General features: G+C 68.1%; 18 protein-coding genes. 12 read left to right on the top strand and 6 right to left on the bottom strand.

Annotated features, from left to right (window positions below; all coding sequences use genetic code 11):
* Window positions 1-133: 133 nt before the first annotated feature.
* Window positions 134-1,177 carry a helix-turn-helix transcriptional regulator gene (locus ACJMK0_RS01645; protein ID WP_405235073.1) on the bottom strand — a complete coding sequence of 348 codons (1,044 nt, stop codon included), beginning with the start codon at window positions 1,175-1,177 and terminating at the stop codon, window positions 134-136.
* Between the two features lie 127 nt (window positions 1,178-1,304).
* Here ACJMK0_RS01645 and ACJMK0_RS01640 point away from each other — a divergent pair, with 127 nt between their 5' ends.
* Genes ACJMK0_RS01640 through ACJMK0_RS01630 form a run of 3 tightly spaced genes read left to right on the top strand, consistent with a single transcriptional unit; the run spans window position 1,305 to window position 5,852 of the window.
* Window positions 1,305-3,248 (top strand): serine hydrolase domain-containing protein, encoded by a 1,944-nt coding sequence (locus ACJMK0_RS01640; protein WP_405235072.1) that lies wholly within the window; start codon window positions 1,305-1,307, stop codon window positions 3,246-3,248.
* 10 nt (window positions 3,249-3,258) lie between these two features.
* Window positions 3,259-4,251: an N-acetyl-D-Glu racemase DgcA gene (gene dgcA, locus ACJMK0_RS01635; RefSeq protein WP_405235071.1), complete on the top strand. Its 993-nt coding sequence runs from the start codon at window positions 3,259-3,261 to the stop codon at window positions 4,249-4,251.
* Window positions 4,248-5,852: a serine hydrolase gene (locus ACJMK0_RS01630; RefSeq protein ID WP_405235070.1), complete on the top strand. Its 1,605-nt coding sequence runs from the start codon at window positions 4,248-4,250 to the stop codon at window positions 5,850-5,852. The genes dgcA and ACJMK0_RS01630 overlap by 4 nt, the downstream gene beginning before the upstream one ends.
* Window positions 5,853-5,875: 23 nt before the next feature.
* Here ACJMK0_RS01630 and ACJMK0_RS01625 read toward each other — a convergent pair whose 3' ends face one another.
* Window positions 5,876-6,430 carry a cytochrome b gene (locus ACJMK0_RS01625; RefSeq protein ID WP_405235069.1) on the bottom strand — a complete coding sequence of 185 codons (555 nt, stop codon included), beginning with the start codon at window positions 6,428-6,430 and terminating at the stop codon, window positions 5,876-5,878.
* 132 nt (window positions 6,431-6,562) lie between these two features.
* Between ACJMK0_RS01625 and yghU the strand changes: the two genes are divergently transcribed.
* Window positions 6,563-7,444, top strand: a complete 882-nt coding sequence (gene yghU / locus ACJMK0_RS01620) for a glutathione-dependent disulfide-bond oxidoreductase (RefSeq protein ID WP_405235068.1) — start codon at window positions 6,563-6,565, stop codon at window positions 7,442-7,444.
* Complete coding sequence (locus ACJMK0_RS01615; protein WP_405235067.1) at window positions 7,437-8,147, top strand: MBL fold metallo-hydrolase; 711 nt, start codon at window positions 7,437-7,439, stop codon at window positions 8,145-8,147. Before yghU ends, ACJMK0_RS01615 begins: the two co-directional genes overlap by 8 nt.
* On the opposite strand, the gene ACJMK0_RS01610 is transcribed toward ACJMK0_RS01615, so the two are convergent.
* From ACJMK0_RS01610 to ACJMK0_RS01600, 3 genes are read right to left on the bottom strand one after another with little or no spacing between them, the layout of a single operon-like run.
* Complete coding sequence (locus ACJMK0_RS01610; RefSeq protein ID WP_405235066.1) at window positions 8,128-9,138, bottom strand: 2OG-Fe(II) oxygenase; 1,011 nt, start codon at window positions 9,136-9,138, stop codon at window positions 8,128-8,130. The genes ACJMK0_RS01615 and ACJMK0_RS01610 overlap by 20 nt on opposite strands.
* Window positions 9,139-9,170: 32 nt before the next feature.
* Window positions 9,171-11,177 (bottom strand): carbamoyltransferase family protein, encoded by a 2,007-nt coding sequence (locus ACJMK0_RS01605; protein WP_405235065.1) that lies wholly within the window; start codon window positions 11,175-11,177, stop codon window positions 9,171-9,173.
* A gap of 8 nt (window positions 11,178-11,185) precedes the next feature.
* Entirely contained in the window at window positions 11,186-12,691 is a 1,506-nt protein-coding gene (locus ACJMK0_RS01600; RefSeq protein ID WP_405235064.1) for an alanine/glycine:cation symporter family protein, read from the bottom strand.
* 119 nt (window positions 12,692-12,810) lie between these two features.
* Between ACJMK0_RS01600 and ACJMK0_RS01595 the strand changes: the two genes are divergently transcribed.
* The 4 genes from ACJMK0_RS01595 to arsB are packed head-to-tail and all read left to right on the top strand — an operon-like array spanning window position 12,811 to window position 15,116.
* Complete coding sequence (locus ACJMK0_RS01595; protein ID WP_405235063.1) at window positions 12,811-13,191, top strand: ArsR/SmtB family transcription factor; 381 nt, start codon at window positions 12,811-12,813, stop codon at window positions 13,189-13,191.
* Entirely contained in the window at window positions 13,172-13,594 is a 423-nt protein-coding gene (locus ACJMK0_RS01590) for an ArsI/CadI family heavy metal resistance metalloenzyme (protein WP_405235062.1), read from the top strand. The genes ACJMK0_RS01595 and ACJMK0_RS01590 overlap by 20 nt, the downstream gene beginning before the upstream one ends.
* A gap of 8 nt (window positions 13,595-13,602) precedes the next feature.
* Entirely contained in the window at window positions 13,603-14,031 is a 429-nt protein-coding gene (locus ACJMK0_RS01585) for an arsenate reductase ArsC (protein ID WP_405235061.1), read from the top strand.
* Between the two features lie 38 nt (window positions 14,032-14,069).
* A complete protein-coding gene (gene arsB / locus ACJMK0_RS01580; RefSeq protein ID WP_405237868.1) occupies window positions 14,070-15,116 on the top strand; it encodes an ACR3 family arsenite efflux transporter in 1,047 nt (348 codons plus the stop codon).
* Between the two features lie 45 nt (window positions 15,117-15,161).
* On the opposite strand, the gene ACJMK0_RS01575 is transcribed toward arsB, so the two are convergent.
* Window positions 15,162-16,616: an MFS transporter gene (locus tag ACJMK0_RS01575; protein ID WP_405235060.1), complete on the bottom strand. Its 1,455-nt coding sequence runs from the start codon at window positions 16,614-16,616 to the stop codon at window positions 15,162-15,164.
* Between the two features lie 192 nt (window positions 16,617-16,808).
* Here ACJMK0_RS01575 and ACJMK0_RS01570 point away from each other — a divergent pair, with 192 nt between their 5' ends.
* The 3 genes from ACJMK0_RS01570 (at window position 16,809) to ACJMK0_RS01560 (ending at window position 20,317) form a co-directional block, all read left to right on the top strand.
* Complete coding sequence (locus tag ACJMK0_RS01570) at window positions 16,809-19,055, top strand: glycoside hydrolase family 3 N-terminal domain-containing protein (RefSeq protein ID WP_405235059.1); 2,247 nt, start codon at window positions 16,809-16,811, stop codon at window positions 19,053-19,055.
* Between the two features lie 6 nt (window positions 19,056-19,061).
* On the top strand, window positions 19,062-19,955 hold the full coding sequence (locus ACJMK0_RS01565; protein ID WP_405235058.1) for a LysR family transcriptional regulator: 894 nt from the start codon (window positions 19,062-19,064) through the stop codon (window positions 19,953-19,955).
* A gap of 125 nt (window positions 19,956-20,080) precedes the next feature.
* On the top strand, window positions 20,081-20,317 hold the full coding sequence (locus tag ACJMK0_RS01560; RefSeq protein WP_405235057.1) for a hypothetical protein: 237 nt from the start codon (window positions 20,081-20,083) through the stop codon (window positions 20,315-20,317).
* Window positions 20,318-20,550 lie beyond the last annotated feature (233 nt).

Raw genomic sequence — 20,550 nt, 5'->3', positions numbered from 1 at the left:
ACCCGTCGGTGTGCTGAGCCGGAACGCTCCCCCTGCGTCCGTATCAGTGGGGGGCTCATCGATGGTAACCACTGGGCCCGGCAAAGCATTAGTCAGAGACGGCCGGAAAAATGTGCAGAAACGGCGGGCTCGATCAGGGCAGATTGGAGCTGCGCCACTGCCGGGGCGTGCAGCCGCAGGCGCGGCGGAATGCCCGCGAGAACGCCGAGGGGTCCTCGTAGCCGACGATGCTGCCGATCTCGGCGATGCTGTGCCGGTTGTCCTTGAGCAGGAAGCGGGCGGCCTCGATGCGTTTCTCGATGCAGTACTGCATGAGCGTGGTGCCTTGCATGGCCTTGAATCCGGTCTTCAACCGGGTCTCCGAGATGCCCAGCTGCCGGGCGAGTTCCGGGATAGGCGGCGGGTTGGCGTATTCCATGCCCAGTATCCGCCGGGCCTGGCGTATCTTCTCGGCGAAAGGACGATCGAGGTCCAGAGCCCTGCGATCGGTCAGGGTGCGGCTGGTCTTCAGTATCTGCATGCCGATGCACAGGAGTTCGTCGAACTTGGCGCTTATCCACTTGCCGAGCAGCGAGCCGTTGACCGGAAGGTGGAAGCAGGACCAGATCGCCTCACGGTGCCGGTCTTCCAGGAAGAAGACCCGCTGACGGGGCTTGCCGTGCTGGCCAGAAAGTATTTCCCGGAGCCAGCGCGGGTATTCTTCCGCCGATTCCGACAGGCGTTCCATGAGCGTCGACAGGGTGCTGTGGACCGCGACGTGGCGTATCTGCACCCCGGTCTTCGGGACGCGATAGGTGGTCTCCTGTCGGGGTACCGCCGAGACCACGAGCGCGGGACCGAGGTCGTGGACGTTCTTCCGCTTGCCGAGAAACTCCGAGCGTTTCACGGAGGAGACGAACTGGAACGTGATGAGGTCGCAGACCGTATTGCGTATCGCGACCGGCCGGTCCAGCACCGCCTCGTTGATCTCGATCATCCGGTCGGCGTCGATGCGGTAGCACAGCAGTCCCTCGATCCCCAGTGTGTGAGGGACATGGATGAAATTGCCGTCGGGGGTGGAGTCGAAGGCCGTCAGCCGTTGCGCGTCGAGGAACAGCGAGCCGAGCTGCGCGTGCGAGAACTCCGCGAGGTCGAATTCCTCGCCGACTTCAACCATCTGCTCATCGCCGTAGTGCATGGGACTCCGCGGGCAGGAGCCGGCGGATGCTGCCGACTCTGCATATTATGGTGGCGAAACTGCCTAACCCGCAAATGACCCCGCAGGCTATGATGCCCGGCCATACCGTATTCAGGGGGAGAGACCGATGACGACATTCGCCTGGGGTTTCGCTGCGAGTCTGCTGCTGATCGTCGCCGGCACCTGCGTCGCGGCCGAACCGGCAGGCCCGGCCGAGCCGGTCGATCCGGTCGACCGGCAGACGTTCGAGGCACTGGAGAAGTTCGTCGACGGCATGGTCAAGCCGTTGATGCAGGACAACAAGAGTCCTTCGGGCACGGTGGCCGTCCGGCACCGGGGCGAGCTGATCTTCGCCAGGGGCTACGGTTACCAGGACGTGGAGCAGCAGATTCCCGTCGATCCGGCGACCACCCTGTTCCGTCCGGGCTCCACCTCCAAGCTGTTCACCTGGGTGGCCGTGATGCAGCTCGTCGAGCAGGGCAGGCTCGACCTCGATGCCGACGTGAACACCTATCTGGAAACTTTTCAGATCGAGGACACGTTCGACGAGCCGATCACGCTGCGCCACATCCTCACTCACACAGCCGGCTTCGAGGACGGCGGCTTCGGCTACCTGATCATCGACGACCCCGACCGGATCATGCCGCTGGCGGAATCGATGAAGCGCTACCAGCCCGAGCGGGTGAATCCGCCGGGCGCCCAGACCGCCTATTCCAACTACGCCACGGCCCTGGCCGGGCTGATCGTGGCGAATGTCTCCGGCAGATCCTTCAACGACTACGTGCGCGAGAACATCTTCGAGCCGCTCGGCATGAACAGCTCCAGCTTCGAGGAGCCGCTGCCGGAGGACCTGGCCGACGACATGGCGACGAGCTACGGACTCGAGGCCGGCCGCTTCGTCGAGAAGCCGTTCGAGATCATCTCCAACTTCGGTCCCGCCGGCGCGATGTCTGCGACGGCGACGGACATGGTGCGCTTCGGCCAGGCGCTGCTGAACGGCGGCGAGCTGGACGGCGCGCGCATACTGGAGGCCGAGACCGTGGAGCAGATGCTGGCTCCCGCCTTCAGCCACGACGACCGGCTGATGGGCATGGCGCTGGGCTTCTACGCCACCGACTACAACGGCTTTCGCGTGGTCGGACACGGCGGCGACACCCGCTGGTTCCACTCCTATCTCGGCATCGATCCGGAGAACGAACTCACCTTCTTCGTCAGTTTCGGCGCCGGCGGCGGCAGCCCCGTGCGCTCGGCGTTCGCCCCGGCGCTCTATAACGAGTACTTCCCGCAGGAGCAGGAGCGGCCCGAGCCTCCCGCGGACTTCGCCGAGCGCGCGGCGCGCTACGCCGGCACCTACGGCTTCTGGCGCACCAACTTCTCCACCATCGAGAAGGCGTTCCGCATGACCAGCGTCGTGCAGGTGGCACCGACCGAGCAGGGCACGCTCATGGTCGCCCTCGGCGACGGTGCCAAGCAGTACGTGGAGGTGGAAGAGAACCTGTTCCGCCAGCTCAATCCGAATATCGCCCTGCTGGGCGGCGTCAGCCCGGCTCTGATGGCTTTCCAGGAGAACGAGCAGGGCGAGATCACGGGTTTCGTGCTCGACGGGCTGCCGTTCATGTCGCTGCGCCGGGTGTCGCTCGCTGCCACGCCGTCGTTCAACTTCACCCTGCTGGGACTGTCGGTGCTGGTATTCCTGGGAGTGGCGGCGCGGCGCTGGTACGCGCGCTCGATGATCCGCTCGTGGTCGCCGGAGGACCGCTCGGCCTACGTGGCGGCCTTCCGGGTCAGCGCCGTGAACCTGCTGACGCTGGTGGCCGGGGGCATCGTGCTGGCGGCGGTGGGTGACAACCTGTTCAGCGGCATCCCGTTCCTGTTCAAGGCGTGGCTGGTGCTGCCGATCCTGGCGACGCTGGCGGGGCTGTATCTACTCTACCGCACCGTGCTGGTCTGGTCGGGCGGCGCCCTCGCCGGTGTCTGGGCCCGGGTCCGCTACACGGTGGTGGCGGTGTGTGCGCTGTTCATGTGCTGGTTCTACTGGTACTGGAACATCCTCGGCTTCCAGTACTACTGAGGGCCGCGGCATGGCACACCTAACGACCCCGCGCAGCCTGACCGTCACTGCGGAAGCGTGGGAATTCCGCAAACCGTTCCGCATCACCGGCCACACCTTCCGCAGCGCCGACATCGTCCATGTGACGCTGAGCGAGGGCGGCCATTCCGGTCAGGGCGAGGCGGCCGGGGTCTACTACCTGAACGAGACCGGCGAAGGCATGCGCCTGCAGATCGAGGCCGTGCGCGCCGAGATCGAGGCCGGCTGCGGCCGGCAGCGGCTGCGCGAACTGATGCCGCCTGGCGGCGCCCGCAACGCCGTCGACTGCGCCCTCTGGGACCTGGAGGCCAAGCAGGCGGAGACGAGCATCTGGGACCTGACCGGCATCGAGCCGGGACCGACCTGCACGGTGCTCACCATCGGCATCGGCACGCCGGAGGAGATGGCGGAGTCCGCCCTGGCCCTGGACAGCCCGCGCCTGAAGGTCAAGCTGAACGACGAGATGCCGCTGGAGCGCATCCGGGCCGTGCGCGAAGCCCGGCCGGACGCCGAGATCATCGTGGATATCAACCAGGGCTGGAGCTTCGAGCAGCTGGTCGAGCTGGCGCCCCGGTTCGGCGAGCTGGATATCGCCATGATCGAGCAGCCCCTGCCCCGGGGCGGCGACGAGGCGCTGGAGGGTTACAGCCCGCCGGTGCCGCTCGCCGCCGACGAGTCCTGCCTGTGCGTCAGCGAGTTCGAGCAGGCTGCGCGGCGCTACCAGATCATCAACATCAAGCTGGACAAGACCGGCGGCCTGACCGAGGCGTTGGAGCTGGCGCGGCTGGCCGAGGCGCGGGACATCGACCTCATGATCGGCAACATGATGGGCACCTCGCTGGCGATCGCGCCGGCCTACGTGGTGGCGCAGCTGTGCCGCTTCATCGATCTGGACGGTGCGCTGTTTCTGACCAACGACCGGCCGCATGCCCTGTCCTACGAGCACGGCATGGTGTCGGTGCCCACGCCGGAGCTGTGGGGATGAGGCCCGGGGCGCGGAATCCGGCGGCGGCCATGGCGCACACGGCGGTCACGGCGTCCCTGGCCCTCGTGGCGGCGGTGATTCTGACCTTCGCCGTCCCTGCCGCAGCGCGGACCGCGGCCGAATCGGCCGCGTCGGTACTGGAGCGTGGGACCCGCAGCTTCGAGGTGCCCGGCATGGCGGTCGCGGTCGTCCGCGAGGGGGAAGTGTACGCCGCGGGCGAGGGCGTCACGGAGGTAGGCGGTGACGAGTTCGTGGACGCCGGGACCCTGTTCCGCATCGGCTCGATCTCCAAGGCCTTCACGGCTGCCGCGCTGGCGGTGCTGGTGGACGAAGGGCGGCTCGGCTGGGACGACCCCGTGATCGACCACCTGCCGGAGTTCCGCATGCACGATCCCTGGGTCACGCGGGAGTTCACCATCCGCGACCTGCTGACCCACCGCAGCGGCTTGCCCCTGGGCGCCGGCGACCTGCTCATCTTCCCCGACGGCAATGCCACGGTGGCCGAGATCGTGGGGGCGCTGCGCCACTTCGAGCCCGCCAGCAGTTTCCGCTCCCGCTTCGACTACGACAACCTGCTCTACGTGGTGGCCGGCGAGGTGGTCGCCCGGGTCGCCGGCAGGAGCTTCCAGGAATTCCTGGAGGGTCGCGTGCTGGCGCCGCTGGGTATGGATGACTGCGTGGCCGCCGACGACCGCATACCGGCGGGTGCAGACACGGCGACGCCTCACATGCAGATGGAGGACGGCATCGTAACGACGCCGATCCGCCTGACGCCGGTAGTGGCTGCCGCCGGCGGCATCGTCTGCAGCGCCCGCAGCATGGCGAGGTGGCTGTCGTTCGTGCTGAGCGGCGGCGAGACCCCGGAGGGCAAGCGGCTCGTCAGCGAGGCGCAGTTCCGCGAACTGACCGGCCCGGTGACCCTGCTGGGCGTCCCGTCCTACCTCGCGGAACACGCCGGCAGCTATCTCAATGCCTATGCCCTGGGCTGGGGCGTCTCCACCTTCCACGGCGAGCCGATGCTCTCCCACGGCGGCGGCGTCTGGGGCATGACGAGCTTCCTGGCGATCCTCCCGGAGCGCGACCTCGCGGTTTTCGCGACCGGCAACCTGATGTCCGCCGCACCGCGGGCGGTGGTCTACCAGATCATCGAGGAACAGCTCGGCGACTCCGCGCCGGGCAGGGACTGGATCGAGATCATCGAGGCGCTGGCCGGCGACCGCCGATCGGCCGCCGAAGAGGCCGTGGCCATCGCCTGGGAGGCGAGGGACGCGGACAGCACTCCGACCCTGCCGCCGGACCGCTACACGGGCACCTACCGGGACGAGTGGTACGGCGACGTCCGCATCTACCGGGCGGAGGACGGGGCCCTCTGGTTCGAGTCGCAGCGGAACGCGCCGTTACAGGGGCCGCTGGAGCACTTCCAGTACGACACTTTCGTCGCCCGCTGGACCGACCGCCGCCTGATGGCCGACGCCTATGTCACCTTCACCATCGGGCCCGAAGGTGAAGTGGAGCGCATCCGCATGAAGGCGGTCTCGCCCGCCACGGATTTCTCCTACGACTTCCACGACCTGGACCTGAGGCCCGTCGCCGACGAGTAACGCCCTGGCCGCCGGCCGGCGCCTCACTTGCCGAACGGCAGCATCCTCCTCAACACGTCGTCGCGCAGCAGGAAGTGGTGACGCAGGGCGGCACCGGCGTGCACGGCGGTCACTGCCAGGAGTGCCTGGCCGAGGAACTCGTGGGCGTCCACGAACAGGTCCTCCAGATCCTCGTCGCTCGGGGCCAGGTCCGGGAGGTCGATCAGCCCGAAGAACTCCGCCCCGTAGCCGGCTGCCGAGGTATAGGCCCATCCGGTGAGCGGTATCGCCAGAATGAGCCCGTACAGCGTCCAGTGGGAAGCGCTGGCCGCGATCCGCTCCCAGCGGGCCATCGTCGGCGGATCGTCCGGCGTCCTGCTGACCAGTCGCCACGCCAGCCGTATGACGGCGAGGGCCAGTACGGTCATGCCGATCGACTTGTGCTGATTCACCAGCGCGAACTCCACGCGGACGGAATCCGCCTCGTCGATACGCCAGGCCCAGACGAACTGCAGCCCGACGCCGACGACTACCAGCCAGTGCAGGAGCTGGGCGACCAGTCCCCAGGCCGCCGCGGTGTTGCGCAGTGGAACTCGCATGGCAGGGACTCTACCGCAGGGCGGCGCGGCGCGGTACACCGGACTCGACTCAGCTGGCGCGCGCCGCCGGCTTCCGGCCGACAGCGCGGATTGCTACTCTGCGCGTCTTTCCCCAGGCAGTATCGAGGCAACATGTCGGACTCAGAGACCTACACGCCACCCCGCGTCTGGACGTGGGACCAGGAGAGCGGCGGCCGCTTCGCGAAGATCAACCGGCCCGTCGCCGGCCCCACCCACGAGCAGGAACTGCCGGTGGGCGAGCACCCGCTGCAGCTCTACTCGCTGGCGACGCCGAACGGGGTGAAGGTCACGGTCATGCTGGAGGAACTGCTGGCGGCCGGGCACGGCGGCGCCGAGTACGACGCCTGGCTGATCCGCATCGACGAGGGGCAGCAGTTCGGCAGCGGTTTCGTCGCGGTGAACCCCAACTCGAAGATCCCGGCGATGACGGACCGCAGCACGTCGCCGCCGACCCGCGTGTTCGAGTCCGCCGCTATCCTGCTCTACCTGGCGGAGAAGTTCGGCGCCTTCCTGCCGACGGATCACCAGCAGCGCACGGAGTGCCTGAACTGGCTGTTCTGGCAGGCGGGATCCGCGCCGTTCCTGGGCGGCGGATTCGGGCACTTCTATGCCTATGCCCCGGAGAAGTACGAGTACCCCATCAACCGCTATGCGATGGAGGTGAAGCGCCAGCTGGACGTGCTGAACCGCCGGCTCGCGGACAACCGCTACCTCGCCGGCGACGAATACACCATCGCCGACATGGCGGTCTGGCCCTGGTACGGCGCGCTGGCGGCCGGCAAGCTCTACGAGGCGGGCGAGTTCCTCGACGTGCAGTCCTACGAGCACGTGCAGCGCTGGACCAGCGAGATCTACGACCGCGAGCCGGTGAAGCGGGGGCGTATGGTGAATCGGGCGTGGGGCGACCCGGCCTCTCAGCTGCACGAGCGCCACAGTGCGCAAGACTTCGAGACCCGCACCCAGGACAAGATCGGAGACCCGGACGGTGAATGAGACGACGAACCCGGCCGCCGACCTGGACATCCGCGTGATCCCGGTGACGCCCCTGCAGCAGAATACCTCGCTCCTCTGGTCGCGCCGCACGAAGGAAGGCGTGTTCGTCGATCCGGGCGGCGAAACGGAGCGGCTGCTGGCCGCCGCCCGCGAGTTCGGCGTGAAGATCGTCGCGGTCTGGCTGACTCACGGCCACATGGACCATGCCGGCGCCGCCGCGGAGATCGCCGAGCGCGAGGGCGTGCCGGTGATCGGGCCCCACGAGGACGACCAGTGGCTGCTGGACGAGATCGAGGCCCAGGGCGTGCGCTACGGCATCAGCGACGGCCGCAACGTGAAGCCGGACCGCTACCTGGGCGATGGCGACACCCTGGAGTTGGCCGGCGTGGAGTTCCGGGTGGTGCACTGCCCCGGCCACACGCCCGGGCACGTGGTCATCTACCAGCCCGAGGCCAAGATCGCGTTCGTGGGCGACGTCCTGTTCCGGGGTTCGATCGGGCGCACCGACTTCCCGCGCGGCGATCACGCGCAGCTGATCGCCTCCATCACGCAGAAGCTCTGGCCCCTGGGCGAGGACATGCGCTTCGTGCCCGGGCACGGGCCGGCGAGTACCTTCGGGCAGGAGCGCCAGGACAACAGTTTCGTCGCCGACCGGGTACTGGCGGCGGCGGGCCGGGTTGCAGCTAGGCCGGATACTCCCTGATCCACTGCGAGAACAGCCATTTCTCGCCGGCGGTCGGCGGCAGCCCGGCGTGCCTCGTGGCCGGGTCGGGCCGGCCGTCCGCGTCGACGTTGGAGAACAGGATGGCGTCGCCCTTACCGCCGCGATAGGAATAGCCGATCTCGGGGAAGTGGGTCTCTCCGCCCTCGAAGTCTGCGTTGAGGTAGATGAGGAAGGTCTCCGCGCGCTGGCCCCGCTGGGCCAGCTCCAGGAGGTAGGCCGGCTCGTCCGGGTCCAGCCAGTCGTAGTGGTCCGCGAAGGTCTCGCCGGGCGCGTAGTGCAGCACCTTTGGCACCTCCATCGCCCGGTCGGGCCGGCCGGTGGCGGCGGCGATACGCGCGCGCAGCACGAAGGTCAGTACGCCCGAGATTTCGATGTCCAGGTCGCACTGGGAGTTGGTGCGGCGGGCATCCTCCGTGGTCCCGCCGGTGGTGCTGTCGTAGATGGTCGCCCGGGCGAGCCGCTGCCGGGCACGCTCGACCAGCCAGTCGCAGACCGCGGGTGAGACGAAGCCCTCGATGGTGCGGATGCGTGGCGCCTCGCGGACGGTCGTGCCGGCGGGCGGCGAGAGCCAGGCGTCGAGATCGATGGCGCCGCGCAGCGCGGCCGCGTCGTCGAAGCCGTTCTCCGACGGACTCCCGTGAGGCCCGCCGGCCAGGATGCCGAGCGAACTGCGTGCCGCTGCGGAGCCGAGTTCCGCCGCGCGCTGCAGGCGGTCGAGGGCAACGTCCCAGTTGCGCGCACGCCAGAAGCCGGAGGCGGCGACGGTCGCCGCGAGCCAGGCCGCCTCCGGGTCGCCGGCGCCGGCCGCCTGCTCGATCAGCGCGATGCCGCGAAAAGGGTCGGCGGGACGCCCGCGGCCGGTGAGATACTCGAGCCCGAGGCGCGCCGTGGCGCGGGCGTGATCGCCGGATATTGCGCTGTCGCTGCCGTCGGTATCGTTAGTATCGTCAGGATCGTTAGTGTCGGGCATCGTCTCGTCGTGGCCGTCGGCGGATGTCCAGTCTAGGCGCGGAACGAGATCATACGCCAGCGCCGGAACTGGGCGAACAGACGGATCAGAAACGTGTCGGGCATGGGGCCGAGCGCGCGCCGCAGCCGGTCGAACACCACGTCGGCCGGCGTCGTGCCGTCCATGGCGCCGCCCAGCAGCACGTCCAGCACCCGCACCACGGTCTCGTCCTGCAGGCCGAAGGTATGAGGACCCCAGGGTGTCTCCACCTCGTAGATCACGGCCACACCCGACCCGTGCCGCTGCACCGCCTTCGGCCGGGTGAGGAAATACGGCCGCAGGTCGCCCAGCGCGCGATAACCGGGCTGCTTCGTCACGACGGTGGCGTCGAACACGCACGCGTCCAGGTCGGTGAGCAGCAGACACCACAGGGCGTCTTCCGGCGTCTCCACGATCGGCTCGCCCATGACGTTGAAGGAGGTGTTGAGCAGCACCGGCACGCCCGTGCGCTCGCCGAAGCGGCGCACGAGTTCGTAGTAGCGGCCATTGGCCTCCGGGGTGACCGTCTGCACCCGGCCCGTGCCGTCGACGTGGACCACGGCCGGCACCTCCGAGCGACGCTCCTCGCGGAACGCCATCACCCGCAGCATGAACGGACTCGCGGGGTCGGTGCCGTCGAGTTCGAACCAGTCGCCCGCCTGCTCGAGCGGCACCACCGGGGCGAACGGGCGGAACGCCTCCCGGTGCTTCACCCGGGCGTTGAGTGTCTCCTTGGCGTTCGGCCGGCGGGGATCGCAGAGGATGCTGCGCTGACCGAGCGCGCGCGGGCCCAGCTCCGAGGGACCGGTGAACCAGCCGATGATGCTGCCGCCGGCGAGCAGGTCGACCGCCTCTTCCACCGCGTCGGCCGTCTCGCGTTTGATGATCGCGGGCGTACCTTCGATGGCGCGCGCGACCTCGCCCGCACCGTAGACCGCGCCGAAGCCGTCCCGCTCCAGCGCCTGCGGCGTGTACTCGCCGGTGAGATGCCAGAGCCCGTGATAGGCGGCGCCGACGGCGGGGCCGGAATCCTCGGCGGCCGGCATCACGTAGACCCGCTCGAAGCCGCCCTCGCGGATGATGCGCTCGTTGGCGACGCTGTTCAGCGCGACGCCGCCGGAATAGACCAGATTGGGGCTGCCGCAGAGCTGCCGGGCGCGGGCGACCAGGTGCAGCAGCGCCTCCTCCAGCGCGTTCTGCACGGAGGCGGCCAGGTCCGCGCAGGTCTCCCGCTCGTCCGGCCAGCGCTGGCCGGCGGTGAATCTGCGGGGGACTTCGTCGGAGAACCGGAAGCGCCCGTCCCGGATCTCGAAGAACTCGGCGGCGGGGATGATCGGCCTGCCGTAGGGGGCGAGTCCCATCACCTTGCCGGCCTCCATGGGGTCGCCGAAGATCTGCTGCGCTGCCGCGGAGAAGAGACCCCCCAGGCTTGCGAAGCCGGGCATCGAGGCGCCCGCCGGCGCGGGCTTCAGCCAGCGGCCGCCCTCGGCGAGATGCTTCTCCACGGCGGTCAGTACCGTGCCTTCCGAGCGATACAGCGAGGTGGTCTCGCCGCCGCTTGTGCCCGGGTCGATGATTGCCCCCCGCTCGTCCGCGGAGAGGTCGCTGTCAGGTGATCCCATGCCGTCGACCACGAGGTTGGCGGCGTCCGCGAATCCGGAGGTGGCGAAGGCGCTCGCCGCATGACCCGCGTGGTGGGAGAGGGTGAGTACCGGTGTGCCGTGAGTCGTTACGGCGAGGTCCGGATTGGCGCTGACGTCGTTCTCCGGCAGTCGCGTATCGCTCTGCGCGCAGAGGACCACCAGGTCCAGGTCCGCCGCCGTGATGCCCCCCTGGCCGAGGCAATAGCGAATGGCCAGCGAAGGCCGCGCGCCCTGCAGGCGGGCCCGTTTCTTGCCGGTCAGGCGCTCCTCCTGCATGGCCGCCACGATCCGGTGGCCATGCAGCAGGCAGGCGGCGCCGTTGTGGGAGGCGCTGAGGCCGAGCACCCAGGGCGAGTCAGCAGTGCGATCCCTCGGCATCGATCCGCTCAGCCGTCCGCGTTGCGCGTCCTGCGCAGCCGCTCCCGCCAGAACTCCGCGTTACGGATACCGAGCTGCTCCGGGTCGAAGGTGTAGCGCTCGACCCCGGCCCGGCGCTGGCGTTCGTAGTCCCACAGGGCGGTCATGGCGGGGTGCGCCCGGAAGAACAGGATCAGGATGGCGACGATGTTCAGCCACGCCATGAGTCCCACGCCGATCTCGCCGAGGCCCCAGGCGAGGCTCGCCGTGCGCACGGCGCCGTAGAACACCGAGGCCATCAGGACCAGTTTCAGGATGGTGAGCTCGTAGGGGATGCGGAAGAAGCGGCGCAGATACGCCACGTTGGTCTCCGCGATGTAGTAGTAGGCCAGCAGCGTCGTGAAGGCGAAGAAGAACAGCGCGACGGCCACGAAGGGCTTGCCGAAGCCAGGCAGTGCGCTCTCCACCGCGAGCTGTGTGAAGGTGGGCGTGTTCGGGTCGATGGCGGCGTCCACGAAGTGGAAGCCGGCCAGCGGCGTGCCGTTGCCGTCGACGACGTTGTAGGAGTTGGTGATCAGGATCATGAATGCGGTGGCCGTGCAGACGAACAGGGTGTCCACGTACACGGAGAACGCCTGCACGAGTCCCTGCTGGGCCGGGTGATCCACCTCGGAGGCGGCCGCGGCATGGGGACCCGTACCCTGACCCGCCTCGTTGGAGAAGATGCCGCGCTTGACGCCCCAGAACACGGCGCCGCCGGTGACGGCCTCGATGGTGAAGGCATTCTCGACGATCAGGCCCACGACACCCGGCAGTGCCGATGCGTTCATGATGACGATGCCCACCGCGGTCACGATGTAACCCAGCGCCATGAACGGCACGACCACCTGGGTGAAGTGGGCGATGCGCTTCACGCCACCGAAGATGATGAAGCCGAGGACCGACACCACGGCGACGGCGGCGCCCAGCTTCGCGTAGCTGACGGTCCCGAGGCCGGTCGTGAGTTCGGCGCCGTTGCCGAAGGCCAGTTCCACGGCGTTGCCGATGGCGTTCGACTGCACGCCGGGCAGCAGCAGGCCGGTGGCGATGATGGTGGTGACCGCGAACACCCAGGCGTAGGACTTAAGCCCCATCGCCTTCTCGATGTAGAAGGCCGGCCCGCCGCGGTACTCGCCCTCTTCCTCTTCCTTGTAGATCTGACCGAGCGCGGACTCGATGTAGGCCGTGGCCGCGCCGAGGAAGGCGACGATCCACATCCACAGCACGGCGCCGGGCCCGCCGAAGCCGATGGCCGCGGCCACGCCGGCGATGTTGCCGGTGCCCACACGGCCGGAGAGTGAGACGGTCAGGGCCTGGAAGGACGAGATGCCGCGCTTCGACTCGCTGCCCGCGAACAGCAGCCGGACCATCTCGCCGAACAGGCGCACCTGGACGAAACGGGTGAGCACCGAGAACAGCAGGCCTGCGCCCAGACACAGGTAGACGAGGGGCGCGCTCCAGACGAATCCGTTGATCGCATCGACGATCTGCTGCATGCCGGGCTCCGGGGTTTGGCGGGCGAAGGCGGGATTCTATCCTGCCCGGGCACCGGCTTGCCCGGCCCAAGGCCCCGCGGACATTGACAATCCGCCAATATGTCGATTATTCTCGACATATGGAAATAACGACGGCCACCCGTTCCCTCGCCGCGCTCGCCCAGGAAAGCCGGCTGTCGACCTTTCGCTTGCTGGTGCGGGCCGGCGGCGCGGGGATGCCGGCCGGGGCGATTGCCGAGGCGCTCGGCATACCCCACAACACGCTGTCCACCCATCTCGCCACCCTGGCGAACGCCGGGCTGATCCGCTCGCGGCGGGAGGGGCGCAGCATCATCTACAGCGTCGATTTCGACGGTACCCGGGCGCTGCTCGGCTTCCTGCTGGAGGACTGCTGCCAGGGCGCGCCGGAGGTCTGTACCCCGGTCCTGGACAGCGTGCTGGCGGATTGCTGCAGCCCCCTGCCCGAAGGAGGAAGCCCCCATGAAACGCCTGCACGTTAATCTCAGCGTCGAGGATCTCGATGCCTCCGTCCGCTTCTACTCACGCCTGTTCGCGGCCGAGCCGGGCGTGCTGAAGTCCGACTACGCCCGCTGGATGCTGGAAGACCCGCGGGTGAACTTCGCCATCAGCACCCGCCAGCCCGGCCGGGGCGTGAACCATCTGGGCATCCAGGCCGAGGACGACGGCGAGCTGGCGGAGGTATACGAGCGCCTTCGTGAGGCGGGCGGGCCCGTCCTGGACGAGGGCGACACCACCTGCTGCTACGCCCGCTCCAACAAGCGGTGGATCAGCGATCCCCAGGGCGTGGCCTGGGAGACCTTCCTGACGCGGGGCGAGTCCGCGGTTTACGGTCACGACCATCCGGCGCGGACGGAGGAATCCGCCGCCCGTCCCTGCTGCTGAGGCGCGCCATGTCCGGTACCAACGCGGCGAAGCGGGTTCTCGTCCTCTGCACCGGCAACTCCTGCCGATCGGTCATGGCGGAGGCGCTGATCAATCATCTCGGCCCGGGTCGATACGCAGCCTTCAGCGCCGGCAGCCGTCCGGCCGGCTACGTGCACCCGAAGGCGCTAGAGACGCTGCGCCGCCACGGTATCGAGCCGGGTGAGCCGCGCAGCGAATCCTGGGACGCGTATGCCGACGAGCCCTTCGACTACGTGATCACGGTGTGCGACTCGGCCGCGGCCGAGTCCTGCCCCGCCTTCCCGGGCGGCTACACGAAGCTGCACTGGAGTACGCCGGATCCGGCGCAGGCCGAGGGCACCGAGGCCGAGATCGACGCGGCCTTCGAACAGGCCTACACGATGCTGAAAGTGCGCATCGAGCGGGAGCTGCCATGAGCGCCGACACCCCGAACGCTTCGTCCGGAACCCCGCCCATGGGCATCTTCGAGCGTTGGCTGTCGGTCTGGGTGGGCCTCGGCATCGTCGCCGGCGTGCTGCTGGGTGCCGTCTTCCCGGGGCTGTTCCGCGCCGTCGCGGCACTCGAGTACGCCAGCGTCAACCTGGTGGTCGCCGTCTTCATCTGGCTGATGATCTATCCCATGATGGTGAACGTCGACTTCGCCTCCCTGAAGGACGTCGGCCGCCGGCCGAAGGGGCTCTGCGTCACCCTGGTCGTCAACTGGCTGGTGAAGCCGTTCACCATGGCGGCGCTGGGCGTGCTGTTCTTCGAGTACCTCTTCGCCGGCCTGGTGGAGCCGGAGACGGCGCGGGAGTACATCGCCGGCATGATCCTGCTGGGCGTCGCGCCCTGCACGGCAATGGTGTTCGTCTGGAGTCAGCTGGTCCGCGGCGATGCCAATTACACCCTGGTGCAGGTGTCCATCAACGACATCATCATGGTGTTCGCCTTCGCGCCGCTCGCCGCCTTCCTGCTCGGCATCACCGACGTCGTCGTGCCCTGGGAGACGCTGCTGCTCTCGGTAGTGCTCTACGTCGTTACGCCGCTGGCGGCCGGTTACCTGACCCGTCGTGCCCTGGACGGCCACGACGACCCGGAGCGGGTCGCGGCCTACACAGCGAAGGTGAAGCCGTTCTCCATCATGGGCCTGATCGCCACCGTCGTGCTGCTGTTCGGCTTCCAGGCGGAGACGATCCTCGCGAGACCGGACGTGATCGTGCTCATCGCCATCCCGCTGCTGGTGCAGAGCTACGGCATCTTCGCGATTGCCTATGGCTGGGCGTGGGCCTGGCGGATTCCCTTCGAGACGGCCGCACCGGCTGCGCTCATCGGCACGTCGAACTTCTTCGAACTCGCGGTGGCGGTCGCCATCAGCCTGTTCGGGCTGCAGTCCGGGGCGGCCCTGGCCACGGTGGTCGGCGTCCTGGTGGAAGTGCCCGTGATGCTGTCGCTGGTCGCGATCGCGAATCGCACGCGGCACCATTTTCCGGCCGCGGCGACGCCGGACCCGGTCTCGGGCTGATTGGTTCGCCGCTGGCCAGCGCCGGCGTTCGGTTAGACGGTGCCGTCAGACGGCGCCGCGCCGGGCCTCCAGGTGCAGCCGCACCTCATGCGCCTTCTCCTCGGTGATGGAGTAGGTGGAGATCACCCAGATGGCGATGGCCGAGGCGGCCGCCGGTATGAAGGCATCGCACAGCCGCATGAGATAGATGGCGCGGTCGGTCTGGTTGCCGCCCAGCTCGACGTCGAAGCCCGTCGCGTTCAACAGGAAACCGCTCGCCGCGAGCGCTGCGGCCATGCCCAGCTTCACGACCCACCAGAAGATGGAGCCGTACATGCCCTCGCGCCGCTCATAGGTGTTCACCTCGTCGGCATCCACCACGTCGCAGATCATCGCGGGCATCAGCGTGAACAAGCCGCCGAGTCCGAAGGCCATCAGGGGTGCGGGCAGCAGCAGCAGCCAGGGCACTTCCGGGTTGTAGGCAACCCACTTCAGGGCATAGCCCACCATCGATACTCCGATGGCGACGAAGAACGCGCGCCGCTTGCCGATCCGGGTTCCGAGCCAGGTGATGAAAATGATGACCAGGAACGTCGATATGGCGCCGAGCGTCCCCGAGTAGCCGGCATACTTCGACCCCAGGTTGGTGTCGCCCCCGAAGACGTAATAGATGATGACGTAGAACTGGAACGATGCGATCAGCATGAAGCCGTTGAAGACGAGGAACGTGGCGATGCAGAGCTTCACGAACGGCTTGAACTTCAGGGAGGTCGCGAAACCACGGAAGAAGTCGAGCATGCTGCGCACGAACGCACTGCCGGCGGCGCTGATCTCGACTGCGGGATCGGCATCTCCCAGGGCGGCTTCCTTGAAGCGTTCCCGCAGGAAAATGGCGGGCAGGACACCGATGCCAGCGACGACGACGGCGATGATGATCGCGAGACCCGCCGCGCCCTGCGCCATGTCGTCGAACCAGGCCTCGTTCTGCATGATCCAGAGGAACCAGGGCGCCACCACGTAGGCGAGCTGGCCGATAAAGTTCTGCACGCCCATCAGCCGGGTGCGTTCGTGATAGTCGGGCGTGAGCTCGTAGCCGAGCGCCACCCACGGCGTGGCGAACACCGTGTAGGCGAGGTAGAAGATCAGCGAGCCGCTCAGGAAGTACCAGAAATAGAACGCATCGCTCTTGCCCTCCGGCAGCTGCCAGAGGATGGCGTAGATGATGGCGACGGCGATCGCGCCCACGAAGATGTACGGACGGCGGCGTCCCCACTTCGACTTCGTGTGGTCGGAGATATAGCCCATGAGCGGGTCGGTGATCGCATCGGTCAGCCGGGGGAGGGCGCCCAGCAGCCCCACGAGGGCCGGATTCATGCCGAGGCCGAGGTTGAGCACGATGATCATGCCGCCGATGGCGCCGGCCAGCAGGTTGTTGACGAAGGCGCCGAGCCCGTAGATGAGCTTCTTCGGGAACGGGATGCGGTCCTGCGGTGCAGTCTCGTAGTGTGCGGCTTCGTTCATTATTCTTCGTATGCCCCCCGACAGCACAAAGCCAGAGGGAATATGCTGCGTCAAATTGACAGCGCTGTCAAACAACATCGATAATCGATTGACGGTTGTCGATGGACGATCGATCGACGATTGATCGACGATCGGCCCGGAGCATGGGCCCGAAAATCGTATCCTTCCACCAGGCTCCTGCGAGGTTTTCCGATGACGAGCTCCAAGGCCAGCCCGGTTCAGGCCGCCGATCCGGTCGGCCGGCGCGTCGCCGCCCTGCTGGCGGAGATGACGCTGGACGAGAAAATCGGCCAGATGAGCCAGGTGAACGGGGGCGAGAGTTACATCCACGACTATCTCGCCGAGGCCTTGCGTGCCGGGCGCGTCGGCTCCGTGCTGAACGAGGTGGACGTGGACACGGTGAACGAGCTGCAGCGGATCGCCGTCGAGGAGAGCCGCCTCGGTATCCCGCTGCTGATCGGCCGCGACGTGATCCACGGCTTCCGCACCATCTTCCCCATCCCGCTGGGCCAGGCGGCGAGCTGGAATCCGGAGCTGGCGTCCGCGTGCGCGGCCGTCGCCGCCCGGGAGGCTGCCGCCGCCGGGGTCAACTGGACGTTCGCACCGATGATCGACATCGCGCGCGACCCGCGCTGGGGCCGTATCGCCGAGAGCCTCGGCGAGGATCCGCAGCTCGCGAGCGAGTTCGGAGCCGCCATGGTGCGGGGCTACCAGGGGCACAGGGACAGTAGCGGGCAGGGAGCCGGGCTGTCGACCGCGGGGGCCATTGCTGCCTGCGCGAAACACTTCGCCGGCTACGGCGCCGCCGAGAGCGGCCGCGATTACGCCACTGCCAACGTCCCCGAGAACGAGCTGCGCAACGTCCACCTGCGCCCCTTCCGCGCCGCGGTGGATGCCGGCGTCGCCACGCTGATGACGTCGTTCAGCGAGGTCGATGGCGTGCCGGCCACCGCGAGCGAGTTCCTCCTGGACACGGTGCTGCGCGGCGAGTGGGGCTTCGAGGGCCTGGTGGTCAGCGACTGGGACTCGATCCGGCAGCTCAGCATCCACGGCCTGACCGCGGACGACCGTGGCTCCGCCTTCGAGGCGGCCCGGGCCGGGGTCGACATGGAGATGCACGGCGATGCCTACCTCTGCCACCTGGCGCAGCTGATCGAGGATGGCGAGATCGCGCTGGCCAGCATCGATGCGGCCGTCACGAGAATACTGACGCTGAAATTCCGGCTCGGCCTGTTCGAGAATCCCTACACCGACCCCGGCGCCTTCCCGCCCCCGGCGGACGAGGAGGCACTGGCCACGGCGAAGCGCGCGGCCCTGCAGAGCGCGGTCCTGTTGAAGAACGACCGCCGGGCCCTGCCGCTGTCGCCGGAGACGACGCGGACCCTCGCCGTGATGGGCCCCCTGGCCGATGCGCCCCACGACCAGCTGGGGACGTGGATATTCGACGGCGACGAGGGTCTCAGCATCACGCCGCTCGAGGCCATACGGGAGCGTGCGGACGGGCAGATCGACGTCCGCTATCTGCGCGCGATGGACACCTCGCGCAGCCGGGACATGGCTGCCTTCGACGAGGCCGCGGCGCTGGCCGCCGACGCCGATGCCGTGCTGCTGTTCCTGGGCGAGGAGGCCATCCTGTCGGGCGAGGCGCATTCCCGTGCGGACATCGGCCTGCCCGGGGCCCAGACGGAGCTGGTCGCCAGGGTGTGCGAGGCCGGGACGCCGGTGATTGCGGTGATCCTGGCCGGCCGGCCGCTGACGCTGCCGGATATCGTGGACCGGGTGGACGCGATACTGTACGCATGGCACCCGGGCACGATGGCGGGCCCGGCCCTGGCCGACCTCCTGTTCGGGGTGGAGTCGCCGTGCGGCAAGCTGCCGGCCACGTTCCCGCGCATGGTCGGGCAGGTGCCGATCTACTACAACCACAAGAACACCGGCAAGCCGCCCTCGCCCGAGACCGTGGTGCACATCGACGACATCGACCCGAGCGCGCCCCAGCTCTCGCTCGGCATGACCGCCTTCCACCTGGACGCCGGCTACACGCCGCTGTTCCCGTTCGGGCACGGGCTGTCCTATACGACCTTCGACTACGAGAACATCCGCACCGACGTCGAAGAGTTCGCCCCGGGCGGCTCGGTCACCGTCAGTGCCGATATCACGAATACCGGCGACCGGCCGGCCGTGGAAGTGGCGCAGCTCTACGTCCGCGACCTCGTCGGCAACGTCACCCGGCCGGTCCGCGAGCTGAAGGGATTCCGCCGCCTGCGGCTGGAGCCGGGCGAGCGGAGCACCGTCTCCTTCGTGCTGCGGGCGGAGGATCTCGCCTTCTACGGCCGCGACATGCGGCTCCGGACCGAGCCGGGTGAATTCCATGCCTGGATCGGCGGCAGCTCGGCCACCGGGCTGCAGACCGCTTTCCGGCTGGTCGAGAGCGCCTGACGAGCCATGGCCGGCCGCTCCAGTATCTCGCTGCGGGGACTTCGGACGTTCTGCATCGCCGCCAGGCACGAGAGCTTCCGCCATGCCGCCGAAGAGCTCTACATCACGGCGTCGGCCGTCAGCCATCAGATCAAGAGCCTGGAACAGGAGCTCGGCGAACAGCTGTTCGAGCGCAACGCCCGCGAACTTCGCCTGACGAAGACCGGCCGCTCGCTGTACGAGGAGACCTGGCCGCTGATCGAGCAGCTGGACGAGGTGGTCGCGGCCTACAAGAAAGACACGCGGCGCCCCTCGATCCGCATGTCGGTGCAGCCGTTCTTCGCCAGCGAGTATTTCGTGCCGCGGCTGAGCGAGTTCACGGCGGCGCATCCCGACATCGACATCGAGGTGGGCACCAGCGACGAAACCGCAGAGACCCACCCGGCCGACGCCGACCTCTCCATCCGCCTGTTCCGCTCGCCGCCCGCGAGCGTCCGGTCCGACCTGCTGATGCCCCTGCGTCTGGTCTCGGCGGGGTCGCCGGAGTTCCGCAAGAAGCTCGCCGTGAGCGGGAAACGCATCACCAGCGACTTCCCCCTGATCGTGCACGAGACCCACCCCACCGCCTGGGAGCGCTGGTCGCGGACCAGCGGCATCTCGTTGCCGAAGGGCAGCAAGGTCACGCGGCTGGATTCGATGATCGCGGTGGTGCGCGCCTGCGAGCGCGGCATCGGCGCGGCGCTGGTGCCGGTGCCGATCGCCGACCTCTGGTTCAAGTACGGCAGCATCGTGCGGCTGTTCGAGCAGGAACTGGTCGAGGAGGTCAGCTACTACCTCATCAGCCGTTTCGAGGACGCCGACGACCCGGCGATCGAACTCCTAAGACACTGGATTCTCGAGAATTTCACCGAAGGCGGTTGATTTTTTCTCAACCCTGGCGTGAGTTTTCTTCGTTTGTGGACGCACCTCCATGGCCCTATCTTGTGTGGCGTCGGCCGAACACGCCGGCAGATCGCAAGAAGCACGTTCGCTATGGAGAGTAAAACATGCGTTTCGAAGCCAAACGAACCCGTGACCCGTTCCGGTTCAGCCTGAGAGGCAGGGCGGCGATCAACCCGTACGTCATCGTGCCCACCGTGGCCGACGACAAGATCAACGAGGCCTGGGACGCCAGACTGCAGCGGCCCGCGCCGGTGGAAGTCCCGCAGGACCGGACGGGCACCATGCGCGGATTCGAGAACCTCCTCGCCCGCTACTTCGCGCCCGGGCGCCAGGCCGCCTAGCGCCGGATTTCCCTCTGCCCCCGCAGCCGGCGAGGCCCCCCTCGCCGGCTCACTCTGCCCCGCAGGGCCGCACCGCCGGGTCCCGGGCGAACGGAGCGTCCTATGTCGGCACGGCCGGCAGGGATACTCGTGCCCGGCAAATTGACAACGCTGTCAATCTTTGATAATCCTGTTACCCGAAAATGACGATATGACGACATCCTCGCTCTGCGAGGACGATTTTCGGGGGAGCT

The organism is Lentisalinibacter orientalis, assembly GCF_040706535.1.
GTDB lineage: Bacteria > Pseudomonadota > Gammaproteobacteria > Steroidobacterales > Woeseiaceae > Lentisalinibacter > Lentisalinibacter orientalis.
The sequence above is the reverse complement of the archived record's forward strand: the minus strand, read 5'-3'. Positions and strand labels throughout refer to the sequence as shown.

Excerpts from the sequence above, each read along its gene's own strand:
- ACJMK0_RS01645 (WP_405235073.1), bottom strand. The coding sequence starts at position 1,177 with ATGCACTACGGCGATGAGCAGATGGTTGAAGTCGGCGAGGAATTCGAC.
- ACJMK0_RS01640 (WP_405235072.1), top strand. The coding sequence starts at position 1,305 with ATGACGACATTCGCCTGGGGTTTCGCTGCGAGTCTGCTGCTGATCGTC.
- dgcA (WP_405235071.1), top strand. The coding sequence starts at position 3,259 with ATGGCACACCTAACGACCCCGCGCAGCCTGACCGTCACTGCGGAAGCG.
- ACJMK0_RS01630 (WP_405235070.1), top strand. The coding sequence starts at position 4,248 with ATGAGGCCCGGGGCGCGGAATCCGGCGGCGGCCATGGCGCACACGGCG.
- ACJMK0_RS01625 (WP_405235069.1), bottom strand. The coding sequence starts at position 6,430 with ATGCGAGTTCCACTGCGCAACACCGCGGCGGCCTGGGGACTGGTCGCC.
- yghU (WP_405235068.1), top strand. The coding sequence starts at position 6,563 with ATGTCGGACTCAGAGACCTACACGCCACCCCGCGTCTGGACGTGGGAC.
- ACJMK0_RS01610 (WP_405235066.1), bottom strand. The coding sequence starts at position 9,138 with ATGCCCGACACTAACGATCCTGACGATACTAACGATACCGACGGCAGC.
- ACJMK0_RS01605 (WP_405235065.1), bottom strand. The coding sequence starts at position 11,177 with ATGCCGAGGGATCGCACTGCTGACTCGCCCTGGGTGCTCGGCCTCAGC.
- ACJMK0_RS01600 (WP_405235064.1), bottom strand. The coding sequence starts at position 12,691 with ATGCAGCAGATCGTCGATGCGATCAACGGATTCGTCTGGAGCGCGCCC.
- ACJMK0_RS01595 (WP_405235063.1), top strand. The coding sequence starts at position 12,811 with ATGGAAATAACGACGGCCACCCGTTCCCTCGCCGCGCTCGCCCAGGAA.
- ACJMK0_RS01590 (WP_405235062.1), top strand. The coding sequence starts at position 13,172 with ATGAAACGCCTGCACGTTAATCTCAGCGTCGAGGATCTCGATGCCTCC.
- ACJMK0_RS01585 (WP_405235061.1), top strand. The coding sequence starts at position 13,603 with ATGTCCGGTACCAACGCGGCGAAGCGGGTTCTCGTCCTCTGCACCGGC.
- arsB (WP_405237868.1), top strand. The coding sequence starts at position 14,070 with ATGGGCATCTTCGAGCGTTGGCTGTCGGTCTGGGTGGGCCTCGGCATC.
- ACJMK0_RS01575 (WP_405235060.1), bottom strand. The coding sequence starts at position 16,616 with ATGAACGAAGCCGCACACTACGAGACTGCACCGCAGGACCGCATCCCG.
- ACJMK0_RS01570 (WP_405235059.1), top strand. The coding sequence starts at position 16,809 with ATGACGAGCTCCAAGGCCAGCCCGGTTCAGGCCGCCGATCCGGTCGGC.
- ACJMK0_RS01565 (WP_405235058.1), top strand. The coding sequence starts at position 19,062 with ATGGCCGGCCGCTCCAGTATCTCGCTGCGGGGACTTCGGACGTTCTGC.
- ACJMK0_RS01560 (WP_405235057.1), top strand. The coding sequence starts at position 20,081 with ATGCGTTTCGAAGCCAAACGAACCCGTGACCCGTTCCGGTTCAGCCTG.